The organism is Alcaligenes sp. SMD-FA, assembly GCF_025960365.1.
Lineage (GTDB): Bacteria > Pseudomonadota > Gammaproteobacteria > Burkholderiales > Burkholderiaceae_B > Alcaligenes > Alcaligenes aquatilis.
In genome coordinates this window covers 1,605,141-1,626,535 of record NZ_CP110108.1, presented here as the reverse complement: position 1 = coordinate 1,626,535, position 21,395 = coordinate 1,605,141, and the positions used below count along the sequence as shown (strand labels likewise).

The window sequence follows — 21,395 nt, the reverse complement described above, 5'->3', positions numbered from 1 at the left end:
CATGACTCGTAGTCTAAGAAACCCACATCTGCTAATCAAGCTGATCTCGTCCACGCGATAAATCAAGCCACTACAAGCAACTTTTACATAGCCTGGAGACTTGTCCAGCAAACATCACGCAGAAACCAAAAAGGACGCTTAAAAGCGTCCTTTTTAATTGCCGTACAAGGCACTATACCCATCTTGCAGCGCCTATGCTGATAGTGCGAACTTACTGGTTCGTTCTCGCTAATACGCCCCTGTGCGATCAATCCACCGGCAAGCGCATCACCGCCTGCGCCCATTTATGGGCCACTTCGGGCGAAGAAAAACACGAAGCCTTGTCCGCCACCACACGCACCGCGCGTTCCAGCAATTGGATATCGGCCTCGTGTTGGCGTGCGACATGCGGGTCCTCGAAGAAGATCACACGCTGGCAACGGTTTTCAAGGACCAGCTCGGCAATTTGCGCATCGCCGCCCAAAGGACCGCTTAGATAAGACTGAATCCAGGGTGTTTCCTTGGGCCAACCTTTGGACCAGGCCAGTTCGTTCAACAAGCGACTGGTCGTACCTGTTCCAACGCGTTGGCCAAAGCGGGACAGCAAATCAAAATGCTGGTCAACGAACTCAACCATTTTCTCCTTGAGCGCATCGTGCGCAATCAAGGCCAGGGTTTGATTCGGAAAGTCAAAAATACGTTTGCAGCTGGAATCGGGCCACAGCCCACGGCTGACTCGCTCCACTTCAATCCATTCAATCGCACCCATCAGAGTCGAGATAAAAGGACGACCATGCGTAATGCACTGACGCTTGAGCGCCAATGCTTCCGGAAAAATGGAGGAAGGATCTACCGGGTCAATCAGGTATATAGCCCCATCAAAAGGCGGCGTGCCATCCGGACTTTGTGTAACTCGGGCTACCAGCTTCATCAAACCGCCATCACGGCCATAGGGATAGCGAACCAAGCCGCCATACCCCTCCAACAAGCCCGAACGCTCAATGGCGTTACAGGTACGACCCACCGTGTAAAGCTCAACTTCCAACTCGCGAATACCGCTGGCTGAGCGCCGCAACCACTGAAACAAAGCCGCATCTGCCGAATCATGGTGCAATTGATTGGCCGCCAAACCGAAACGTAATGACATGAGTTCCTACACGGTAAACGATTCGCCACACCCGCAGGAGGCTTTCTCGTTTGGATTGATGAATTTGAAACCTTCATTGAGGCCATCGCGGCCATAATCCAGACGCGTGCCATCAATAAAGGGCAGGCTCTTGGGATCCACAAACAGTTTAACGCCGTGCTCTTCAAACAACTGATCGCCTTGAACCGGCTCATCAACAAAATCCAGCTTGTAAGCCAGACCCGAGCAACCGGTCAGACGTACACCTAAACGTAGCCCCAAACCGCCCCCGCGTTTTTTTAAATGACGCTGGATATGTTCTGCGGCGGGCTGAGTAAGAGAAATAGACATGATCTTTTCCTTTCTATAAACCTGAAGGAGATTTAGCCTTCAGGCTTGGACAACTAAAACGCGCCTTTGTTCTGTACCGAGGCAATGGCAGCCTGAACCGCCTCCTGGGCCAACAAAGCACAATGCACTTTGACCGGTGGCAAATCCAGTGCTTGCTGCACATCCGTGGACGAGAACTGAGCCGCTTGCTCCAGAGTGCGATCCTGCAGCCATTGCGCCGCAAATGAGGCGGCAGCGATGGTACAGCCACAGCCATAAGCCTTGAAACAGCTATCCTGAATCTGGCCCTGCTCCGATACCTTGAGCTGGATACGAATCAATGCCCCGGTTTCGTGACTTCCTGCTTCTCCCGTACCTACATCAGCATCACTGCTGTTCATGACACCCACATGACGCGGGCGCAGGAAATTTTCCATGACAGCGTCACTATATATCATTGCGCGAACTGCTCCGAAGCAGGCTCGCTCCACAAGGGAGAGATGGCCCGCAATTGTTCAACCACACGACAGATGGCGGCAATCGTGTCATCAATGTCCTGCTCGGTCGTGAAACGGCCCAGACTCAAGCGCAAGGAACTGTGTGCCAGCTGATCGCTGCGACCCAGGGCCGTCAATACATAAGACGGCTCCAGGCTGGCCGAGGTACAGGCCGAGCCACTGGACACCGCCAGATCCGTCAGAGCCATCATCAGGGCTTCCCCCTCGATGTGATCCACACTGATGTTCAGGTTATGTGGCACACGCTGATCCAAGGTGCCGTTCAAGTACAGATCTGGGATTTGTTGCAAACCAGCCCACAGTCGGTCACGCAGCGCGGCAATGCGCTGATTGTCAGCGTCCATTTCCTGGGCGGCCAATTCAAACGCACGTCCCATGCCCACGATTTGATGGGTGGCCAAGGTGCCGGAACGAAAACCGCGCTCGTGGCCACCGCCGTGAATCTGCGCCTTCAGACGCACCGCCGGTTTACGACGGATATACAAGGCACCTAGCCCTTTGGGCCCGTAGGTCTTGTGCGCCGACATGGACATCAAATCGACTGGCCATTCCTGCAGATTGATCGCCACCTTGCCAGTGGCCTGGGCGGCGTCCACATGGAACAACACCTTGTGCTCCCGACAAATTGCACCCAGAGCCTGAACATCCTGAATCACGCCAATTTCGTTGTTCACCAGCATGACCGAGGCCAGGATAGTGTCGGGACGAATGGCTTGCTCAAACACCTGCGGATCGATCAGACCACTGGGCAGGACATCCAGAAAGGTGACTTCAAACCCCTCGTCCTGCAAGGCCAGACAGGTATCGAGCACAGCCTTATGTTCCGTACGGACGGTAATAATATGGCGGCCCCTGGCCTGATAAAACTGCGCGGCACCCTTCAAGGCCAGATTGATGGCTTCGGTCGCACCGGAAGTCCAGACAATTTCACGCGGCTCCGCCCCTATCAGCGAGGCAACCTGACGACGCGCCTGATCCACAGCCTCTTCCGCATCCCACCCGTAGGGATGACTGCTGGAAGCGGGATTGCCAAATCGTTCCGTCAACCAGGGAATCATGCTGTCAGCCACACGCGGGTCTACCGGTGTGGTGGCGGCATAATCCATATAAATACGCTGAGCGCGACTCATACAAAACTCCGGAGTCAGTAGCGGCGACTGCCCACTACAAAGTACATTCTTCTGGCTGACCAGCTTCCTGAGCGGCCAACTTGAGCTGACGCAGGCGCTGCTGATCAACCAAGTCCTGTAGCGAGACAGAGTCCAGATAATCCACCATTTTACGACTAAGCGTCGCCCAAAGCTCGTGAGTCATGCACTCGCCTTTCTGCCCATTTGTGCCCTGCTTGCAATTACCCTTGCCACCACACTGGGTAGCATCAACGGGCTCATCGACCGCAAACACAATGTCAGCAACGGTGATATGGCGGGCCAGACGCGCAAGCGTATAACCACCACCCGGACCTCGCACGCTATCGACCAGTTCGTGACGGCGCAACTTGCCAAACAACTGTTCAAGATAGGAAAGCGAGATACCCTGTCGCTGGCTGATGCCTGCGAGCGTCACCGGTCCACTTTGCTGGCGCAGCGCAAGATCGATCATCGCGGTTACGGCGAAACGCCCTTTTGTCGTCAAACGCATGATAGTTTCCTTGCCAAAGGCGAAAGCGGCCGGATTGCCAAGGGCAAATCCGACCAATTTGGTCCAGTATAGCAAATACAGGGGAAACTACCGTGCTTGAGCGTGTGTTTTTACACTTATACTGCAGTGTTATTTTAATCGCTCAGGCAGCACGGTAATTGGGTACGCGCTTGCGAACCAACTCGAACACGCCCTGGCAGGCATCCTCAATATAGTCCATGACCTTATTGAAGCCATCCTGGCCACCATAATAAGGATCAGGCACGGTAGCCGCTTCGTAATCAGTGGCAAAGCGCATCAGCAACATGAGCTTGTGACGGTACATGGGAGGACACATTTGCTGCAAGGCAGCGTGGTTTTCCCAGTCCATACTCAAGATAAGGTCGAAGTTGCGAAAGTCGTCGCGCTGGACCTGTCGGGCCTGATAGGTAGAGATGTCATAACCGCGTTTACGAGCGGCTATCTGTGCGCGTGTGTCAGGATGCTCGCCAACATGAAAGCCATGCGTGGCAGCTGAATCCACCAAAATAGCCTCCGACAAACTGGCTTGATCAACCAGTTGGCGCAAGACACCTTCGGCGCTGGGGGAGCGGCAAATATTCCCTGTACAGACAAACAGAACCTTACTCATAATGCGTCAAAGTCTGCGGGAAAACCCCAAATAAGGCAAGACAGAACAAGGACCCAAACAGGTTCCCGAAACGGCTTTGAAGACAGCAAACCCGGATCGTTTGGGGGCTGCAAATAAGAACAGTACGCCGGTGCTTGAAGTTTGGAATAAACCAAAGGCGCGGCACCCTTTGCTTAGCGGATACTGCGCCTTCACGAGATGAGATAAATCAAGCAATACACCTGAGCGATGAAAGCCGGTAGCGGAACCGTGCTTTTACTGTCTTTTCGTCCAAGCCTAGTTGCGAATACACAACAGCAACAAGCAAAGATGAAAAAGCTCCACGTTCCCAGGAAGGGGTTAAGCCTGATACCGACACACACACGCCCCATCTGGTCCAAGCGAAGGTTTGCGCTCCTGCCCAAGGCACACTGCAAGGGGCAAGCCCTTGCCTGATGCCATTAGGCCAAGGGCCGTCACGCCATCAGCAACTTGGCCTTGAGCCTTTGCAACTTGTCGCGCGCAGCCGCAGCTTGTTCGAACTCCAGGTTACGGGCGTGATCCATCATCTCTTTTTCCAGACGCTTGATCTCACGTGCTGCCGCCTTCTCGTCGCGAATCAAGGCTTCTGGCACGTCCTCGCGCAAGCTGGCGGTAGGATCCGAAGCCACAACGCCGTCAATCAATTCGCGTACCGCCTTGTTCACGCCGCGCGGCGTAATGCCATGCTCTTCGTTAAAGGCGATCTGCTTGGCACGACGACGCTCGGTTTCCTCGATAGCGCGACGCATGGAGTCTGTCATTCTGTCGGCATACAAAATGGCCTTACCGTTCAGATTACGCGCTGCCCGACCTATGGTTTGAATCAGGCTGCGCTCGGAGCGCAGGAAGCCTTCCTTGTCCGCATCGAGAATGGCCACCAAAGACACTTCAGGCAAGTCCAGGCCCTCGCGCAACAAGTTGATCCCGACCAGCACATCGAATACGCCCAAGCGCAAATCACGGATAATCTCGGCCCGTTCCACGGTATCAATGTCCGAATGCAAGTAACGCACCCGGATGCCATTCTCGGACAAGTAATCCGTCAAGTCTTCGGACATACGCTTGGTAAGCGTTGTCACCAGCACACGATCTTGCTGCGCCGTACGCAACTTGATTTCACCCAGCAAATCATCGACTTGGGTGGTGGCAGGACGAACTTCAATTTCGGGATCCACCAGGCCGGTAGGCCGCACCACTTGCTCGACCACGTTGTCGGCATGTTCTTGCTCGTAAGCAGCCGGTGTGGCCGACACGAACACGGTTTGCGGCATGCGACGCTCGAACTCTTCCAGCTTCAAGGGCCGGTTATCCATGGCCGACGGCAGGCGGAAACCGAATTGCACCAGCGTTTCTTTACGCGAGCGGTCACCACGGTACATCGCTCCCAACTGCCCGATCGTGACGTGGCTTTCATCAATAAACATCAGGGAGTTACGCGGCAGGTAATCAATCAGCGTTGGTGGCGGATCGCCGGGCGCCGCCCCTGACAAGTGGCGGGAATAGTTCTCGATGCCTTTGCAAAAACCCAGCTCCTGCAGCATTTCCAGATCAAAACGAGTGCGCTGTTCCAGGCGTTGGGCCTCGACCAAATGCCCTTCCCGCGTCAAAAATTCCAGACGCTCACGCAGTTCCAGCTTGATGGTTTCAATTGCCCGCAACACCGTTTCACGGGGGGTCACATAGTGCGAACTGGGGAACACAGTAAAACGGTTCAGCTTCTGCACCACTTTGCCAGTTAGCGGATCAAACAGTTCCAGCTCTTCCAGTTCGTCATCAAACAGACTGACCCGCAAGGCCAGCTCGGCATTTTCCGCCGGGAAAATATCGACCACTTCGCCACGGGCCCGAAACACACCACGCTGGAAGTCCAGGTCGTTGCGCTCGTACTGCATGGCAACCAGCCGGGCCAGCAGCTCCTGCCGAGCGATTCGGTCGCCCTTGCGTAGCGTCAGCACCATCGCATGGTAGTCGCCAGGATTACCAATACCGTAGATGCAAGAGACCGTGCCCACAATAATGGTGTCCGGTCGCTCCAACAGGCTTTTGGTGGCCGACAAACGCATCTGCTCGATGTGTTCATTGATGGACGAGTCTTTTTCAATAAACAGATCGCGCGATGGCACATAGGCCTCGGGCTGGTAGTAATCGTAATAAGAGACGAAGTATTCCACGGCATTGCGTGGGAAGAACTCGCGCATCTCTGCGTACAGTTGCGCGGCCAGGGTTTTATTGGGTGCCAGAACAATGGCCGGACGCCCTGTCCGAGCAATAATGTTCGCCATGGTATAGGTCTTGCCCGAGCCCGTTACCCCCAACAGGGTCTGGCACATCAAGCCGTCATCAATCCCCTCGACCAACTGCTCAATTGCCGCTGGCTGGTCACCAGCAGGCAAATAAGGTTGGAAAAGCTTGAAGGAACTCCCTGGAAACTCTTGAAAGGCAGGCTCAAATTTCATGCTAGACACACTTTAGGGTAAGCCCGTATTATCACATTAATGCTTTGTTTTTCTACCTTTCTGCGCTAACGCCCCCATATCATCATGACATCGCTCTTCGAAACCGTCGAACTGGCTCCACGCGACCCTATTTTGGGTTTGAATGAACAATACAATGCCGACGAACGCAACGGCAAAGTTAATTTGGGAGTCGGTGTTTATTACGACGATCAAGGGCGTATCCCGATTTTGCAGGCTGTTCAACAAGCTGAAGACGCCTTGATGAGCAAGGCCGCTGCACGCAGCTACCTGCCTATCGAAGGTATCAATACCTACAACCTGGGTGCTCAAACCCTGTTGCTAGGCGCCGACTCCCCCGTTATTGCCGAAGGCCGTGCCTTGACGGTGCAATCCCTGGGCGGTACCGGCGCACTGAAAATCGGTGCTGACTTTCTGCACCAACTGCTGCCACAGTCCGAGGTTTACATCAGCGATCCAAGCTGGGAAAACCACCGTGCTCTGTTCGAGCGCGCCGGCTTCAAGGTCAACACCTACGCGTACTACGATGCCACCACTCATGGCCTGAACTTTGAGGGCATGATCGCTTCGTTGCGTGCCATGCCTGCCCAGTCCATCGTGGTCTTGCACGCGTGCTGCCACAACCCCACCGGCGTGGACCCCAGCATGGAACAATGGGCCCAGATCGCCGAACTGATCAAAGAGCGTCAACTGGTTCCTTTCCTGGACATCGCCTATCAAGGCTTTGGTGCCGGTCTGGAGGAAGACGCCAGCGTGGTACGCCTGTTTGCCAAGCTGGGCCTGTCCATGTTCATCAGCTCTTCTTTCTCCAAATCCTTCTCGCTATACGGCGAACGCGTCGGCGCCCTGACACTGGTCACGTCCAGCAAGGACGAAACGTCCCGCGTGCTGAGCCAGGTCAAGCGCGTGATTCGCACCAACTATTCCAACCCGCCAACACACGGCGGCAAGGTTGTAGCCACTGTCCTGAGCTCACCCGAGCTGTTCCAGACTTGGGCTACCGAACTGGCTGGCATGCGTGATCGCATCCGTGACATGCGTGCACAACTGGTTGCCAAGCTGAAAGAACATGGTGCCACCCAGAACTTTGACTTCGTACTGCAACAGCGCGGTATGTTCTCCTACTCCGGCCTGACGGCCGAGCAAGTAGAACGCCTGCGCCAGGAACACGGCATTTACGCCGTCAGCAGTGGCCGTATCTGCGTTGCTGCGCTCAACAGCCAGAACATTGATGTCGTGGCCAAAGCCATCGCTCAAGTCCTGAAATAAGCTGGCCGTCCTTACCGCCTCCAACGCCCTTCTTCGGAAGGGCGTTGTCGTTCCGGACCTTGGAGTACCCCATGACAGACGCTATTTCCCTGCACACCGAACGCCTGATCCTGCGCCCCTGGAAACCGACCGACCTCGAGCCCTTTTACCGATTAAATAGCGACCCCCACGCGCTGCGCTTTTATCCGGCCACCCTGGACCGCGAACAAAGCGATGCTATCGCCCACCGCAGCCAAAGCCTGATCGAAGAACATGGCTGGGGGCCCTGGGCTGTGGAGCTGAAGGAAAAAGGGGCCTTCATCGGTATGGTCGGCTTGAACCGCCCAACTGCTGAGCTCTACTTTCAGCCTTGCGTAGAACTGCTCTGGCGTCTTCTGCCTGAATACTGGGGCAAAGGCTACGCCACCGAAGCCGCCCGAGCCTGCATGGATTTTGCCTTTAACGAACTGGACCTGGAGCAAATTGTGGCGTACACCGCTCAGTTGAACCGGCCTTCGCAAACCGTCATGCAACGCCTGGGCATGACAAAACAAGCCGGCACCTTTGCTCATCCTGGCGTACCTGTGGGCCACCAGCTTGTCCCTCACGTGCTGTACACGCAGGATCGCAAAGACTGGTCTCCATCTGCCTGAACAGACCTCGAAGGGTCGAAAATTAAGCCTTTAAGGTCCCCAAAGCTTGCAAAAACGGCAACTGTAACGCACAATCTTTACTGTATATATATTCAGCAGACAATACTATGACCGCCAAGCTCACTGCACGCCAGCAACAAGTGCTGGACATTATCCGTTCTGAAATCGAACGGACGGGTTTCCCCCCCACTCGCGCAGAAATTGCTCAAGTGCTGGGTTTCAAATCCGCCAATGCGGCCGAAGATCATTTGAAAGCTCTGGCCCGCAAAGGCGCGATCGAGCTAACCGCCGGTGCCTCGCGCGGCATACGCCTGCTTGGCACGGATACACGCGACCATGCTGCGCCCAATAGCAGCCCATTGGCCAATCTGACTGACGCCCTCTTACTGCCCATTATTGGCCGCGTTGCTGCCGGTAGCCCTATTCTGGCTACTGAGCATATCGAGCGCGAAATTGGTGTTGCCCCTACCCTGTTCACCCAAACGCCTGATTACCTGCTACGTGTGCGCGGCCTGAGCATGAAAGACGCCGGAATTTTTGACGGCGATCTGCTGGCCGTCAAAAAAGCTAGCGAAGCGCGTAATGGGCAGATCGTGGTGGTCCGCATTGGTGATGATGTCACCGTCAAGCGCCTGTCGCGCTCCAGCAATCAGGTCATCCTTTTACCTGAGAACGCGGACTTTGAACCCATCATCGTTACCGACCCGGACTCTCTGTCCCTGGAAGGTATTGCTGTAGGCCTGATTCGTACCAGCCCGCTGCATTAAACCTTGTCTCTCTAGGCTATCAGGCCTGTTTTATGAGCTTGGTGCACCTGATAAGAGAAAAACCCCATATACCGTTTGGTGCATGGGGTTTTTTTACTGGTCAAAGTGCATGCCGCTATACAAGTTTGAGCAGATTAACGGCGACAAGCGCTTTGACTATGGCCATCACGGTATGTCTGCAGTTGCAGTCATGGCTGCAATCGTGGGGGCAGCCATACCTGGCCCCCCCACATGCCTACATGCCTACATGCCTACATGCCTACAGCAAGAGTTGAGCAGCCGTAAACCTCTCGCGCAAGCTTGCGACCCTCACCTTCCTCATATCATTGCCCAAAGATCTGGCTCCCACTGCTGTCAACATGGCTAACCTCAAAGCCACGATCAGTCTGACCAAAATGCAAACAGGCTACCTTGGGTTCAAGGTAGCCTGTTTCACTGCTTGCTTACTACTGCTGATGCTTAGTGCTTGAAGGACTCCGAGCCCGTGCCTGCGGCACGAGTGGCGGCCAAAGCCTCAGCAGCCAGGCGAGCCACCTCTTCGTCGCTCAGAGGCGTGACGGCGTCTTGCAGGGCCACTTCTAATACACGATCAATCCAACGCACTGGAATGATCTCCAGCGTGTTCTTCACGTTATCTGGAATGTCGGCCAAGTCTTTGACGTTTTCCTCCGGAATCATCACCGTTTTGATGCCACCGCGCTGCGCTGCCAACAGCTTCTCTTTCAAGCCGCCAATAGGCAAAACTTCGCCGCGCAAGGTGATTTCACCCGTCATGGCCACATCAGAGCGAACCGGAATACCCGTCAGACTGGACACAATAGCCGTGGTGATGGCGATACCAGCCGATGGACCATCCTTGGGCGTAGCGCCTTCAGGAAAGTGCACATGCAGGTCGCGCTTCTCGAACACCGTGTTGGGGATGCCCCATTTCTGGGCACGCGAACGCACCACTGTGCGGGCCGCCTCAACGGACTCTTTCATCACATCGCCAATCGAACCGGTGCGTAACACATTGCCTTTACCGGGCATATCGGCCACTTCAATGGTCAGCAGATCGCCACCCACCTCGGTCCATGCCAGGCCGGTCACCTGTCCAATCTTGTTCTCCTTCTCGGCCAGGCCGAAGGAGTAGCGACGCACACCCAGGTACTCGTTCAGGTTCTCCGAATTGACCACCAGAGTTTCCTGTGTCAGGGCCTTGTTACGGGCAGCACGCGTACCAGCCTGTGGATTGGCCACCAGCAGCTTGCGAACCACCTTGCGGCAGATCTTGCTGATTTCACGCTCCAGCGAGCGTACACCCGCCTCACGCGTGTAGTAACGCACGATGTCGCGTACAGCATCTTCGGTGACTTCCAGCTCACCAGCACGCACACCGTTGTTCTTCATCAGCTTGGGCAAGAGGTAATCAAAAGCAATGCGTACTTTTTCGTCTTCGGTGTAGCCAGACAAACGAATCACTTCCATACGATCGAGCAAGGCCGGTGGAATATTCAGGGTGTTACTGGTTGCCACGAACATCACGTCGGACAAGTCGTAGTCCACTTCCAGGTAGTGATCCTGGAAAGTGTGGTTTTGTTCAGGGTCCAGAACTTCCAGCAATGCCGAGGAAGGATCGCCACGGAAATCCGCGCCCATCTTATCGATCTCGTCCAGCAAGAACAGCGGATTACGTACACCCACCTTGCTCATGTTCTGAACAACCTTGCCGGGCATAGAGCCAATATAGGTACGACGGTGACCACGGATCTCGGCCTCGTCACGTACGCCACCCAAAGCCATGCGAATGAACTTGCGGTTCGTTGCCTTGGCAATGGACTGACCCAGCGAAGTTTTACCCACGCCTGGAGGGCCAACCAAACACAGGATCGGAGCCTTCAATTTGTCCACACGTTGCTGAACTGCCAGGTACTCAACAATCCGCTCTTTGACTTTCTCCAGACCAAAATGGTCCGCATCCAATACTTCCTGTGCATTGCTCAAGGAATTATTGATACGGCTCTTTTTGCGCCAAGGCAGACCAACCAGCGTTTCAATGTAGTTGCGCACCACCGTGGCTTCAGCTGACATGGGCGACATCAGCTTGAGCTTCTTCATTTCAGCTTCAGCTTTCTTGAGCGCCTCTTTGCTTAGCTGAGCCTGCTCGATGCGCTTTTCCAGTTCCTCGACATCGGCACCGTCCTCGCCTTCGCCCAACTCTTTCTGAATCGCCTTGACCTGCTCGTTCAGGTAGTAGTCGCGCTGGCTCTTTTCCATCTGCTTTTTCACACGGCCGCGAATGCGTTTTTCGACCTGCAAAATGTCGATTTCACCTTCCAATTGCGACAGCAAGCCTTCCAGACGCTCCATGGCCTTGGGCGTTTCCAGCATGCCCTGCTTTTGCTCCAGCTTCAACGGCAAGTGAGCAGCAATGGTATCGGCCAGCCGGCCAGCGTCATCGATCCCGGTCAGGGAAGTCAGAATTTCCTGAGGGATCTTTTTATTCAGTTTGACGTACTGTTCGAACTGACCCAGCACAGCGCGGCGCAAGGCTTCGGTTTCAGCCGCATCACCGGCATCGCCAGGCACTTCAACCACCGAGGCCATAAAGTGGGTGTCAGCATCCTGAACCTGGGTGATACGAGCGCGTTGCAAGCCCTCTACCAGCACTTTTACGGTGCCATCAGGCAACTTGAGCATTTGCAAAATACTGGCCGCACACGCAATTTCGTAGAGATCCTCAGGAGCGGGATCGTCCTTGCCTGCGGACTTTTGCGCCACCAACATAATGTTATTGCCGGACTCCATCGCCAGCTCAAGGGCTTTTATCGAGCGAGGCCGACCAACAAAAAGCGGAATCACCATGTGAGGGAACACCACTACATCGCGCAAGGGAAGCAGCGGCAGCTCAATAGGTTCCGTAGAAAGAATCTGGCTCGCAGACATAGTCATTTCCTATAAATGTCCTTAGACGCAAAAGGGAAGCCTGGGCTTCCCTTTCACGGTTTAACCTGTTGTAGCTCAGATTGTGGCGAATTTTGATATTTCAAGTAGGCCGTACGAACATTAGAACAGAACTTCACAGAGTTAAAGAGAGACAAATTTTTATGTCTGGTGGCCATCATGAACACCCACTCTTTTCTCTTTACCTTCGCCTGTCGCCCGGTCTTGCCTGTGCCCTTCCGGTCAGAGCCAGACAGAGCACAAACAAGGAGATATCTCTAAGCTACTGCGTTCTTCAAGGGCGACTCAGTGTCACTGGCTTCACTATCGGACAAAGTGCGACCCAAAATCAATTCGGGTTTACTCTTTCCGGCAACGGCGTCCTCGGTCAGCACCACTTTGCTGACATCCTTGCGCGACGGCAACTCGTACATCGTGTCTAGCAGCGCTTGCTCGACAATGCTGCGCAAGCCGCGGGCGCCTGTACGACGTTTGATGGCACGCTGGGCCACAGCACGTAGCGCGGCAGGTTGAACTTCCAGCTCCACACCCTCCATGCTCAGCAGTTTCTGGAACTGCTTGACCAAGGCATTGCGTGGCTCGGTCAAAATGCGGATCAAGGCATCTTCGTGCAGCTCTTCCAGTGTGGCGACCACAGGCAATCGTCCTACCAGCTCAGGAATCAGACCGAATTTGATCAGATCCTCGGGCTCGGCCTCTGCAAACAGCTCACCTACGCCACGCTCGGATTTGGCTTTCACCGAAGCGGAAAAACCGATGCCGGATTTTTCTGTACGGTCACGAATCACCTTTTCCAGGCCATCAAAGGCGCCGCCTACGATAAACAGGATATTGGTGGTGTCAACCTGTACAAAGTCCTGGTTAGGGTGTTTGCGACCACCTTGTGGAGGCACCGAAGCCACGGTACCCTCGATCAGCTTGAGCAGTGCCTGTTGCACGCCCTCACCCGATACGTCGCGGGTGATCGACGGGTTATCCGACTTGCGGGAAATCTTGTCGATTTCATCGATATAAATAATGGCACGCTGCGCTTTTTCCACATCGTAATCGCAGTTTTGCAGCAGCTTCTGAACGATGTTCTCGACATCCTCACCCACGTAACCGGCTTCGGTCAGGGTGGTCGCATCGGCCATCACAAAAGGCACATCCAGCATGCGGGCCAGCGTTTGAGCCAACAGCGTTTTGCCCGAACCGGTAGGCCCGATCAGCAAAATATTACTTTTGGACAGTTCCACATCGTCACGGCCTGCCTTGCCGCCACGAATCCGTTTGTAGTGGTTATATACCGCTACGGCCAAGGTGCGCTTGGGCGTCTCCTGGCCAATGACATAACCGTCCAGAAACTCTTTGATTTCCTGGGGGGTGGGCAATTCTTTACGTTCACCATCAGGAGTGGCGCCCGCAGCTTCGTCACGAATGATATCGGTACACAGATCAATACATTCGTCGCAGATGAACACCGACGAAGGTCCAGCGATCAGTTTCTTGACCTCATGCTGGCTTTTATTGCAAAACGAGCAATGCAGAACTTTCTCGTCGGCCGATTTCTTTTCGGACATAAATTTAAATTTCACTTCAGGATGGTAAAAGGACGGGAACAAGTCCCGCCCCCGAACAGCCATAGTACTGCTTCAGATCGATCCCTGTTGGGACGGATGATTACTCGTCACGCGTATTCATCACCTTGTCGATCAGGCCATAGGCCACAGCGTCTTCAGCTGCCATGAAGTTATCACGCTCGGTATCGAGCTCGATACGCTCGACAGGCTGGCCGCAGTTCTCGGCCAGAATCTTGTTCAAGCGTTCACGCAGACTCAGGATTTCCTTGGCCTGAATCTGGATATCGGAAGCCTGACCACGCGCACCGCCTGAAGGCTGATGAATCATGATGCGCGAGTTAGGCAAGGCAAGGCGCTTGCCCTTGACGCCCGAAGACAACAAGAAAGCACCCATGCTGGCAGCCATGCCGGTACACAATGTCGAGACTTCCGGCTTGACGAACTGCATCGTGTCGTAGATGGCCAGGCCTGCGTAGACCGAACCACCGGGCGAATTGATGTAGAGCGAAATATCTTTCTCGGGATTTTCCGACTCCAAAAACAGCAGCTGGGCCACAATCAGGTTGGCCGAGTTGTCATGAACCGGGCCCACCAGAAAGATGATGCGCTCGCGCAGCAGGCGGGAGTAGATGTCGTAAGACCGCTCTCCACGACCAGACTGCTCAATCACGATGGGCACGTAGCCCAGACCCGTAGGGGCAACGGACTGCCCCCCATGCATTGAAGCGTAGAAGTCGACAAAGGTTGACGACATTAGTTGGTTCCCATGATTTGGTCGAACGCCACCTCCTCGTCGGACACCTTGGCCTGGGACAGTACGTGCTCGACGACGTTGTCTTCGAGTACCACTGCCTCAATCTCGGCGCGACGCTGGCGATCGGACAAGTAGTAGGCCACCACTTGGGCGGGCTGTTCATAGTTCTGGGCAAACTCTTCGATGCGGGTACGAACCTGCTCGGGCTTGGCTTGCAGTTCAGCAGCCTTGACCAGCTCGGAGACCAGCAGACCCAGACGCACACGGCGTGTGGATTCTTCCTGGAAAGCCTCGGCAGGGATAGGCATCTTGTCTGCGTCGGGCACGCCACGGTCTTTCAGTTCAGCACGAGCCGAAGCGATACGGCCTTGGACATCGTTGTCTACCAGAGCCTTGGGCACCTCAAATTCGCTGGCGGACAACAAAGCATCCATCACGGCGGATTTATTGCGAGCATGCACACGAGCCTTGATTTCGCGCTCGATGTTGGCACGGATGTCTGCCAGCAAAGCGGCTACATCACCTTCGGCCTGACCCAGGGACTTGGCAAATTCAGCATCCAGCTCGGGCAGAACGGGCTGGGCCACGTCTGTCACGGTGATCTTGAATTCAGCGGTTTTGCCAGCCACTTCCTTGCCGGTGTAATCGGCCGGAAATTCCAGGGGGAATGTTTTGGTTTCGCCTGCTTTCATGCCGGCAACGGCAGTTTCAAACTCGGGCAGCATGCGGCCACGACCTTGCAGGTATTGGAAACCTTCAGCGCTACCACCTTCGAAAGGAACGCCGTCAATGGTGCCCACAAAGTCCAGAGTGATGCGATCATCTTCCTGGGCTTCGCGATCAGCGCTGGACTCGTAGTTGGCGCGTTGCTTGCGCAACACGTCTACGGTGCGCTGGATGTCTTCGTCGGTCACAGGCGTAGTGGCACGCTTGATTTCCAGCTTGGACAGATCGGGCAAGGCCACTTCCGGATAAACTTCGAAGGTCGCGGTAAAGGCCATCGTGCCTTCAGCAGGCTCGCCTTCTTTGGCTTCCAGATTAGGAGTGCCGGCTACGCGCAATTTGGAGTCCTGGATCACTTTATCCAGGGCTTTGCCGATTTCTTCGTTGATGGCGTCGTAACGAATACCAGGGCCGTGGCTGCGCTCGACAACGGACAAAGGCGCTTTACCGGGACGGAAGCCCTGTACCTTGGCCGTGCGAGCCACACGCTTGAGCTGGGCCTGGACTTGTTTTTCTACGTCGGCCACCGAAACGACCACATCGACTCGGCGCTCCAAGCCGGACAGAATTTCAACCTCGGGCTGCATTGAAGACCTATATTAAATTGAGTAATTGATAAGAGTAATCCGGCATTTTACCGGAAACTGGCACGGTAAATCCAAACAAACGTATTTTGAATCATAATTTCCTGTCAAGACAATACAGCCGTGCCGGACTATGATCCCTTACTTTACCTTCCCTACGCAAGACTGATATGCACATGACTACCCCTTTGGGCGGCATCCGGGTCCTGGAACTGGGCCAATTGATCGCCGGCCCCTTTGCTGCCAAGATCCTGGGCGAATTTGGCGCGGACGTGATCAAGGTTGAATCCCCTAAAGGCGGCGACCCCTTGCGTAAATGGCGTTTGCTGCATGACGGTAACTCGGTCTGGTGGGAGGTGCAATCACGTAACAAAAAATCGCTGGCCTTGGACCTGCGCCAAGCGCAGTGCCAGGACGTGATCCGGGCATTGGTAAAAGAGTGTGACATCCTGATCGAAAATTTCCGTCCCGGCGCCCTGGAAGAATGGGGGTTGGGTTGGGAAGCCCTGAAAGCCATCAACCCAGGCTTGATCATGCTGCGCGTGTCGGGCTACGGCCAGACAGGCCCTTACAAGGACAAACCTGGTTTTGGCGTGATTGGCGAAGCCATGGGTGGTTTGCGTCACCTTAGCGGTGAAGCCGGACGCCCACCGGTACGGGTTGGCGTCTCCATTGGAGACTCTCTGGCGGCCTTGCACGGTGTCATCGGCATCATGATGGCCCTGCGCCAACGCGAGCAAAACCAGGGTGTAGGTCAATATATTGACGTGGCCCTGTATGAATCCGTTTTCAACATGATGGAGAGCCTGCTGCCGGAATACTCGGCTTTTGGCGCAATACGAGAACCGGCCGGCAGCAGCCTGCCCGGTATCACCCCCAGCAATGCCTATGTCTGCAAAGACGGCAAATATGCCCTGATTGCCGGTAATGGTGACAGCATTTTCAAGCGTTTGATGAACGCCATTGGCCGCGCCGATATGGCAGAAAATCCCGACTATGCTCACAACGATGGTCGCGCACGGCATGCAGGCGTGATTGATGCCGCTATCGGTCACTGGGCCAGCGCCCTGGAGCTGGACAAGGTACTGGAGATTCTTGACCAGGCCGGCGTTCCGGCAGGCCGCGTGTATGACATCGCCGATATTGCGACCGACCCCCACTACCAGGCCCGCGACATGCTGCTTGACAGTAATTTGCCGGATGGCACACCGCTTAAAGTGCCGGGCATTGTTCCCAAGCTTAGTGACACTCCCGGCGGTATTTACCGCCTTGCTCCCCATCTGGGCCAGGACACCGAAGAAATCCTGAATCAGCTGGGCATCAGCGCCGAGCAACAGGCCGACTGGCAAGCTCGTGGATTGATCGCAAAAAGCCCAAAACGCCGATAAAACAAAGCGGTACAAAAACGTTTGAGGGCCGCATCAAGATGGCCCCTAATCAATTTACTTCCCCATAGGGCGGACTACTTGCCTAGGGTGAAAATCCACGCTAGAATCTACTTCTTTCGTGTTGCGAACGTGGCGGAATTGGTAGACGCACCAGATTTAGGTTCTGGCGCCGAGAGGTGTGAGAGTTCGAGTCTCTCCGTTCGCACCAAAGCATGAAAACCGTTGATTCAAAAAAAATCAATTTTAAGTAAAATCAACAGCTTAGCTTCTTCTCTAATGGCTTTTGATAGCCTGTTTTCAAGTATTCAACATCGTAGGCCCCATAAAAGCCCCACGAAAACAGCTTATAGCCAGCATCAACAAACACACTTCTGGGTATCGAACCCGGATAAAACTGCCCCCTGCTGCGCAATCAGCCCCCTTATCGGGAAAGCCGGGTCTTTTCGACCAAACAGGAAACGCAGACCTGGGCGATGCAACGCGCGCTTTACCTTCTCTCCCCTACGTTTGAGACCGCTCGCCTTGAATCCGCATAAGATGACACGCTCATTGTTGGCATCAAAGCCGCACGCCTGGCCAACTCAAAAGTAGCAAAATGTGCAATCGACCCAGTCATTTCTCAGAGCCCACACAAGTCTGCAATGAGGGTCGCTGCGCTTGCTCAAACACAAGCTTCAGACACAAAAAAGCCGCTCTTGGTGAACGGCCTTTTTATTTGGGTTTGAGGACTATTACTGCCTATCATGCTTGCCGGGAAAGTCACTAGGCCAACGCATGGGCTTAGGTTCCGGATCGGGCCTGGGGGCTGGATTGGGAGAAGGGATACCATTCACGTCCGAACCTCCTTCACATAACAATCAAAAGTGTGCAAGGCCACGCATTAATTGCACTAAATACTATACCAATGGTGGAAAATCACCAGCCTTCTAGTATTTACCCCAGTGCAACATGGCACCACGTCCTCAGATTAAGCGTTCTCCGGGAAACGTAGTACGGACACGAAAGCAGACTTGCACTTCCTTTTAATCAGACTGTTTTTTAGCCTTGCAGTTCCGTGCGACTATGATCCCAAACAATGGCGCGACGGCAAATACGCCAAATAGATAATAAGCAGCCTGACGCGTCCCCGCCACTCCACCCGGATCAATAAGTCCACCTGCATTGGCAACCATCCCCGCCAAAGCCGCTCCGCTGGCCGTTGCGAAGAGCTGAATGGTGGTGATGGATGCCCCGGCCAGTTCTTGCTCCTGAACAGAAGCGGCTTTTAACACCCGTATCAGCAGGTGGGGCCAGGCCAGTCCTACTCCCAAGCCGATCAGCGCCAGTGCCAAACAAATCGGAACCAGGTCCAGAAACAGGCCCGTGCTGGTCTCCGGTACCAGAAAGGTGAGCCCTAGCATGCCCAGCAAGCCGCAAACCGGCCCGACCAGAATCGCCCGCTCAATCGCCCGTCCGCTCAGCCCCGAGCTGATGACAGCACCTACCGTCCAACCCGCTCCCATCAAGGCGGCCAGGTAGCCCGCCACCAAAGGAGACTGCTGATGCAAAACTTGCAGAAAAAGCGGTGCGAAAACCTCTCCGCTAGTGACAGTCAACACCAACAAGGACATCAAGGCATACAAACCGGCAATCTCGGAACGAAACTGAAAGGTCCCCGACGGCAACAAGCGGCTTGGCGAACGTTTTTCGACGGCAATCAAGGCGGCACCCAACACAAACGCCAGCGCCAGGCCCAGGACATTGTGCACCAGCTCTACCGAGGTGCTACCCGCAGAAATAGCCAGCACAGCCAGCGTCAATAAAATCAGCTGAATCAACGGGATAGATGCCTTTGCCTCAGTGCCGGATTGAGGCTCCCGTTTAGGCAAGACACCAGAAGCCACTACAGCAAAAAGAACTGCGATCAGGGCAACGGATCCAAAAGCAGCCCGCCACATGCCCCACTGCGCAAACAGGCCGCCGATCGCCGGGCCAGCAAGGGTGGCCACACCCCACATGCCCGACACCAAAGCCATCGCACGGGGCCATAACTGCTCGGCAAAAACCACGCGAATCATGGCGTAGGCCAATGCAAAGAGCAAACCCCCACCTATGCCCTGAACAAAGCGACCGAACAGCAAAATGGACATGCTGGGTGCCCCCGCACAAATCACCGCCCCCACCGCAAAGGTCACGGCGGCCAAGCCGTAGCTTCCTTTAGGGCCTGTCATGGCCAGCAACTTGGGGGACAAGGCCGAACCCAGGATGGATGCCACCACAAACAAGGTCGTGTTCCAGGCATAGAGATCCAGTCCGCCGATATCCTGCACAACCGTAGGCAAAATGGTGGTCGCAATATAAACATTGACGGCATGCAGCACCACGCCGCCCGCCAGCACCAGTGCACGCATGGCATTGGCGCCAGACAATAAATCCCCCCAGGCTGACTGGCTGGGCGCCCCCTGCCCCCCATTCGCGGCCAACTGGTCTTGTGCCGCTGGCACCTCGCCCGCAGGGGCTTGCTGATTCTTCATAAGATCTCGACTCGTTCACAATAAGACGCCCCGCTGCTCAAGGAGCTTGCAGGGGCAAGAGTCGTCTTTTATAAAACCTCATGCATAGATGAGGTCAAGAGAATCAGTCACCATGAAAATCGACATTACTATCCCGCTATCGGTAGGCGAAGTTGCACGCCGCAGCGGAGTAACCATTGCCACCGTGCATCACTATGAGGCCAAAGGCTTGATTCAAGGCTGGCGCAGCGATGGCAATCAGCGACGGTATCACCGCGAGGTTTTGCGGAAGATCGCGGTAATCAAAATTGCCCAAAGAGCCGGTATTCCGCTGGCAACAATCAAGGAGGCCTTGGATGAGCTGCCATCCGGCAAGCCACTACAGGCCAAGGACTGGGCGCTGCTCTCGACCCGCTGGCGCGACATGCTCAATGATCGGATCCGCAGCCTGACCCAACTTCGTGATGAGCTGGATGGCTGCATAGGCTGTGGATGCTTGTCCATGACGAATTGCCCGTTACGAAACCCGGGGGATCAATTGTCATTGGTGGGAGATGGGGCTGTGCTACTGAAGCAGAAGAGCACCATTTAAGGCATTCACCAGCAGGATCTGCTCAATTAGGCAAAGAGCCTTCAATGCCGCCCTGAGGGCCCGGTCGGGATGCCGGGCCTGTTCTTATGGGGATTTTTATCAAGCGAATACTAAGCCGCTTTAAATCACGCCCCAGAAATACAGCAAGGCAGGCAGCAGCGCCGTCAACACTCCCTGTACGGCGGACACCATGCCTGTCAAGCGGGCAATGGGTTTATTCAGGACCAGCAGCAAGAAGAACAGGAACCAGAGGACGGCCCAAGACAGCCAGCTTAGCACTTGCCAATAATCAAAAATCCGCTCGGCAAGACTCAGGTTGGTGATCGCGGCAGGAACGGCAATGCAGGCCACCGCCAGGGAGTACCAACCCAGCGCACGGCCGTCACTGCCAGTAAAGGCGTTCACCCCGACCCAGAAATAGGTCAGGGCAAACAGGCCCAGGTAAATGGCGGACAAGGGGGAGTACACCACGCTGTTGGCCGGATTCAGGATGTGAGACATGCAGATGAATCCCAACACGGCGGTGAACAAATTAACAATGGCAGCATCTTTGGCATCCACCAGCCTGCCCGCGTGGTGACCTTCAGAATAGTAGAGACGAACACCATTCACGAACAGGCACAGGCCTGCAAACGCCAGAAAAGCGGCAACTAGCATTTTGAAGATTTCCTAAGTAATAGAAAGCGGACACAGAACATGCCCGCAACATGATGTTGCACTCAGAGCCGAGGCGGAGCAGATCATAGAGCCTGGTAGCCCAATCGCCATGTATGTTTTTTTATAAGCTCTATAAGAAAAAACCGCGCATTTTTACGGCGGTTTTCCAGTGAGTAATCATCCTAAAAAGCAAAGATTTTGCACGGGCTTGAACAGGTCAGATCAGCCCTTACCCATTTTGAGAACGAAACCTAGCCGAAAACAGAACAAACGTTCTCCATCAATACGTGGAAAATCCCATCGAACTCAGGACAA

18 protein-coding genes and 1 tRNA gene are annotated in these 21,395 nt (G+C 54.8%); 6 read left to right on the top strand and 13 right to left on the bottom strand.

The annotated features are described in order from the left end of the window. Positions 1-247: 247 nt before the first annotated feature. The 7 genes from OKX01_RS07510 to uvrB form a co-directional block, all read right to left on the bottom strand. Positions 248-1,126: a methylglyoxal synthase gene (locus tag OKX01_RS07510; RefSeq protein ID WP_264672713.1), complete on the bottom strand. Its 879-nt coding sequence runs from the start codon at positions 1,124-1,126 to the stop codon at positions 248-250. Positions 1,127-1,132: 6 nt separating this feature from the next. Beyond that, positions 1,133-1,456, bottom strand: coding sequence for a HesB/IscA family protein (locus OKX01_RS07505; protein ID WP_094196429.1), 324 nt, complete (start codon positions 1,454-1,456; stop codon positions 1,133-1,135). A 53-nt stretch (positions 1,457-1,509) separates the two neighbouring features. After that, positions 1,510-1,893, bottom strand: coding sequence for an iron-sulfur cluster assembly scaffold protein (locus OKX01_RS07500; RefSeq protein WP_264672712.1), 384 nt, complete (start codon positions 1,891-1,893; stop codon positions 1,510-1,512). Beyond that, the gene (locus OKX01_RS07495; RefSeq protein ID WP_264672711.1) at positions 1,890-3,083 is read right to left on the bottom strand and encodes an IscS subfamily cysteine desulfurase; all 1,194 of its coding nucleotides are present in this window, start codon (positions 3,081-3,083) and stop codon (positions 1,890-1,892) included. Before OKX01_RS07495 ends, OKX01_RS07500 begins: the two co-directional genes overlap by 4 nt. 34 nt (positions 3,084-3,117) lie before the next feature. Continuing rightward, on the bottom strand, positions 3,118-3,594 hold the full coding sequence (gene iscR, locus OKX01_RS07490; RefSeq protein WP_021446710.1) for a Fe-S cluster assembly transcriptional regulator IscR: 477 nt from the start codon (positions 3,592-3,594) through the stop codon (positions 3,118-3,120). A gap of 142 nt (positions 3,595-3,736) precedes the next feature. Then, entirely contained in the window at positions 3,737-4,228 is a 492-nt protein-coding gene (locus OKX01_RS07485; RefSeq protein ID WP_264672869.1) for a low molecular weight protein-tyrosine-phosphatase, read from the bottom strand. 452 nt (positions 4,229-4,680) lie between these two features. After that, positions 4,681-6,702 carry an excinuclease ABC subunit UvrB gene (gene uvrB, locus OKX01_RS07480; RefSeq protein WP_264672710.1) on the bottom strand — a complete coding sequence of 674 codons (2,022 nt, stop codon included), beginning with the start codon at positions 6,700-6,702 and terminating at the stop codon, positions 4,681-4,683. A gap of 84 nt (positions 6,703-6,786) precedes the next feature. Here uvrB and OKX01_RS07475 point away from each other — a divergent pair, with 84 nt between their 5' ends. From OKX01_RS07475 to lexA, 3 genes are all read left to right on the top strand, one after another. After that, entirely contained in the window at positions 6,787-7,989 is a 1,203-nt protein-coding gene (locus tag OKX01_RS07475; protein WP_094196424.1) for an aromatic amino acid transaminase, read from the top strand. Between the two features lie 71 nt (positions 7,990-8,060). After that, positions 8,061-8,621 carry a GNAT family N-acetyltransferase gene (locus OKX01_RS07470; protein ID WP_094196423.1) on the top strand — a complete coding sequence of 187 codons (561 nt, stop codon included), beginning with the start codon at positions 8,061-8,063 and terminating at the stop codon, positions 8,619-8,621. Positions 8,622-8,728: 107 nt separating this feature from the next. After that, positions 8,729-9,388: a transcriptional repressor LexA gene (gene lexA, locus OKX01_RS07465; RefSeq protein WP_108727327.1), complete on the top strand. Its 660-nt coding sequence runs from the start codon at positions 8,729-8,731 to the stop codon at positions 9,386-9,388. Between the two features lie 459 nt (positions 9,389-9,847). Here the strand turns inward: lexA and lon are convergent, their stop codons facing one another. From lon to tig, 4 genes are all read right to left on the bottom strand, one after another. Continuing rightward, positions 9,848-12,313 carry an endopeptidase La gene (lon, locus tag OKX01_RS07460; RefSeq protein ID WP_094196421.1) on the bottom strand — a complete coding sequence of 822 codons (2,466 nt, stop codon included), beginning with the start codon at positions 12,311-12,313 and terminating at the stop codon, positions 9,848-9,850. A 275-nt stretch (positions 12,314-12,588) separates the two neighbouring features. Further along, positions 12,589-13,890 (bottom strand): ATP-dependent Clp protease ATP-binding subunit ClpX, encoded by a 1,302-nt coding sequence (clpX, locus tag OKX01_RS07455; protein ID WP_094198325.1) that lies wholly within the window; start codon positions 13,888-13,890, stop codon positions 12,589-12,591. Positions 13,891-13,990: 100 nt separating this feature from the next. Continuing rightward, complete coding sequence (clpP, locus tag OKX01_RS07450) at positions 13,991-14,644, bottom strand: ATP-dependent Clp endopeptidase proteolytic subunit ClpP (protein WP_021446711.1); 654 nt, start codon at positions 14,642-14,644, stop codon at positions 13,991-13,993. Beyond that, complete coding sequence (gene tig, locus OKX01_RS07445; RefSeq protein WP_108727325.1) at positions 14,644-15,954, bottom strand: trigger factor; 1,311 nt, start codon at positions 15,952-15,954, stop codon at positions 14,644-14,646. Before tig ends, clpP begins: the two co-directional genes overlap by 1 nt. A gap of 173 nt (positions 15,955-16,127) precedes the next feature. On the opposite strand from tig, the gene OKX01_RS07440 reads away from it, so the two are divergent. Then, positions 16,128-17,339, top strand: coding sequence for a CaiB/BaiF CoA transferase family protein (locus OKX01_RS07440; RefSeq protein ID WP_249462139.1), 1,212 nt, complete (start codon positions 16,128-16,130; stop codon positions 17,337-17,339). Positions 17,340-17,462: 123 nt separating this feature from the next. Continuing rightward, positions 17,463-17,547: transfer RNA gene (locus OKX01_RS07435), tRNA-Leu, on the top strand. 814 nt (positions 17,548-18,361) lie between these two features. Here OKX01_RS07435 and OKX01_RS07430 read toward each other — a convergent pair. After that, on the bottom strand, positions 18,362-19,852 hold the full coding sequence (locus OKX01_RS07430) for an MFS transporter (protein ID WP_406846441.1): 1,491 nt from the start codon (positions 19,850-19,852) through the stop codon (positions 18,362-18,364). A 112-nt stretch (positions 19,853-19,964) separates the two neighbouring features. Here OKX01_RS07430 and soxR point away from each other — a divergent pair, with 112 nt between their 5' ends. Further along, positions 19,965-20,423: a redox-sensitive transcriptional activator SoxR gene (gene soxR, locus OKX01_RS07425; RefSeq protein WP_230018564.1), complete on the top strand. Its 459-nt coding sequence runs from the start codon at positions 19,965-19,967 to the stop codon at positions 20,421-20,423. A 120-nt stretch (positions 20,424-20,543) separates the two neighbouring features. Here the strand turns inward: soxR and OKX01_RS07420 are convergent, their stop codons facing one another. Next, the gene (locus OKX01_RS07420; RefSeq protein ID WP_094196416.1) at positions 20,544-21,080 is read right to left on the bottom strand and encodes an AmiS/UreI family transporter; all 537 of its coding nucleotides are present in this window, start codon (positions 21,078-21,080) and stop codon (positions 20,544-20,546) included. Positions 21,081-21,395 lie beyond the last annotated feature (315 nt).

What these genes read in the sequence shown, in the direction of transcription:
- clpP (WP_021446711.1), bottom strand. Translation starts at nt 14,644, where the DNA reads ATGTCGTCAACCTTTGTCGACTTCTACGCTTCAATGCATGGGGGGCAG.
- OKX01_RS07440 (WP_249462139.1), top strand. Translation starts at nt 16,128, where the DNA reads ATGACTACCCCTTTGGGCGGCATCCGGGTCCTGGAACTGGGCCAATTG.
- OKX01_RS07420 (WP_094196416.1), bottom strand. Translation starts at nt 21,080, where the DNA reads ATGCTAGTTGCCGCTTTTCTGGCGTTTGCAGGCCTGTGCCTGTTCGTG.
- clpX (WP_094198325.1), bottom strand. Translation starts at nt 13,890, where the DNA reads ATGTCCGAAAAGAAATCGGCCGACGAGAAAGTTCTGCATTGCTCGTTT.
- OKX01_RS07430 (WP_406846441.1), bottom strand. Translation starts at nt 19,852, where the DNA reads ATGAAGAATCAGCAAGCCCCTGCGGGCGAGGTGCCAGCGGCACAAGAC.
- soxR (WP_230018564.1), top strand. Translation starts at nt 19,965, where the DNA reads ATGAAAATCGACATTACTATCCCGCTATCGGTAGGCGAAGTTGCACGC.
- tig (WP_108727325.1), bottom strand. Translation starts at nt 15,954, where the DNA reads ATGCAGCCCGAGGTTGAAATTCTGTCCGGCTTGGAGCGCCGAGTCGAT.
- OKX01_RS07510 (WP_264672713.1), bottom strand. Translation starts at nt 1,126, where the DNA reads ATGTCATTACGTTTCGGTTTGGCGGCCAATCAATTGCACCATGATTCG.
- OKX01_RS07475 (WP_094196424.1), top strand. Translation starts at nt 6,787, where the DNA reads ATGACATCGCTCTTCGAAACCGTCGAACTGGCTCCACGCGACCCTATT.
- OKX01_RS07495 (WP_264672711.1), bottom strand. Translation starts at nt 3,083, where the DNA reads ATGAGTCGCGCTCAGCGTATTTATATGGATTATGCCGCCACCACACCG.
- lexA (WP_108727327.1), top strand. Translation starts at nt 8,729, where the DNA reads ATGACCGCCAAGCTCACTGCACGCCAGCAACAAGTGCTGGACATTATC.
- OKX01_RS07505 (WP_094196429.1), bottom strand. Translation starts at nt 1,456, where the DNA reads ATGTCTATTTCTCTTACTCAGCCCGCCGCAGAACATATCCAGCGTCAT.
- OKX01_RS07500 (WP_264672712.1), bottom strand. Translation starts at nt 1,893, where the DNA reads ATGATATATAGTGACGCTGTCATGGAAAATTTCCTGCGCCCGCGTCAT.
- OKX01_RS07470 (WP_094196423.1), top strand. Translation starts at nt 8,061, where the DNA reads ATGACAGACGCTATTTCCCTGCACACCGAACGCCTGATCCTGCGCCCC.
- iscR (WP_021446710.1), bottom strand. Translation starts at nt 3,594, where the DNA reads ATGCGTTTGACGACAAAAGGGCGTTTCGCCGTAACCGCGATGATCGAT.
- lon (WP_094196421.1), bottom strand. Translation starts at nt 12,313, where the DNA reads ATGTCTGCGAGCCAGATTCTTTCTACGGAACCTATTGAGCTGCCGCTG.
- uvrB (WP_264672710.1), bottom strand. Translation starts at nt 6,702, where the DNA reads ATGAAATTTGAGCCTGCCTTTCAAGAGTTTCCAGGGAGTTCCTTCAAG.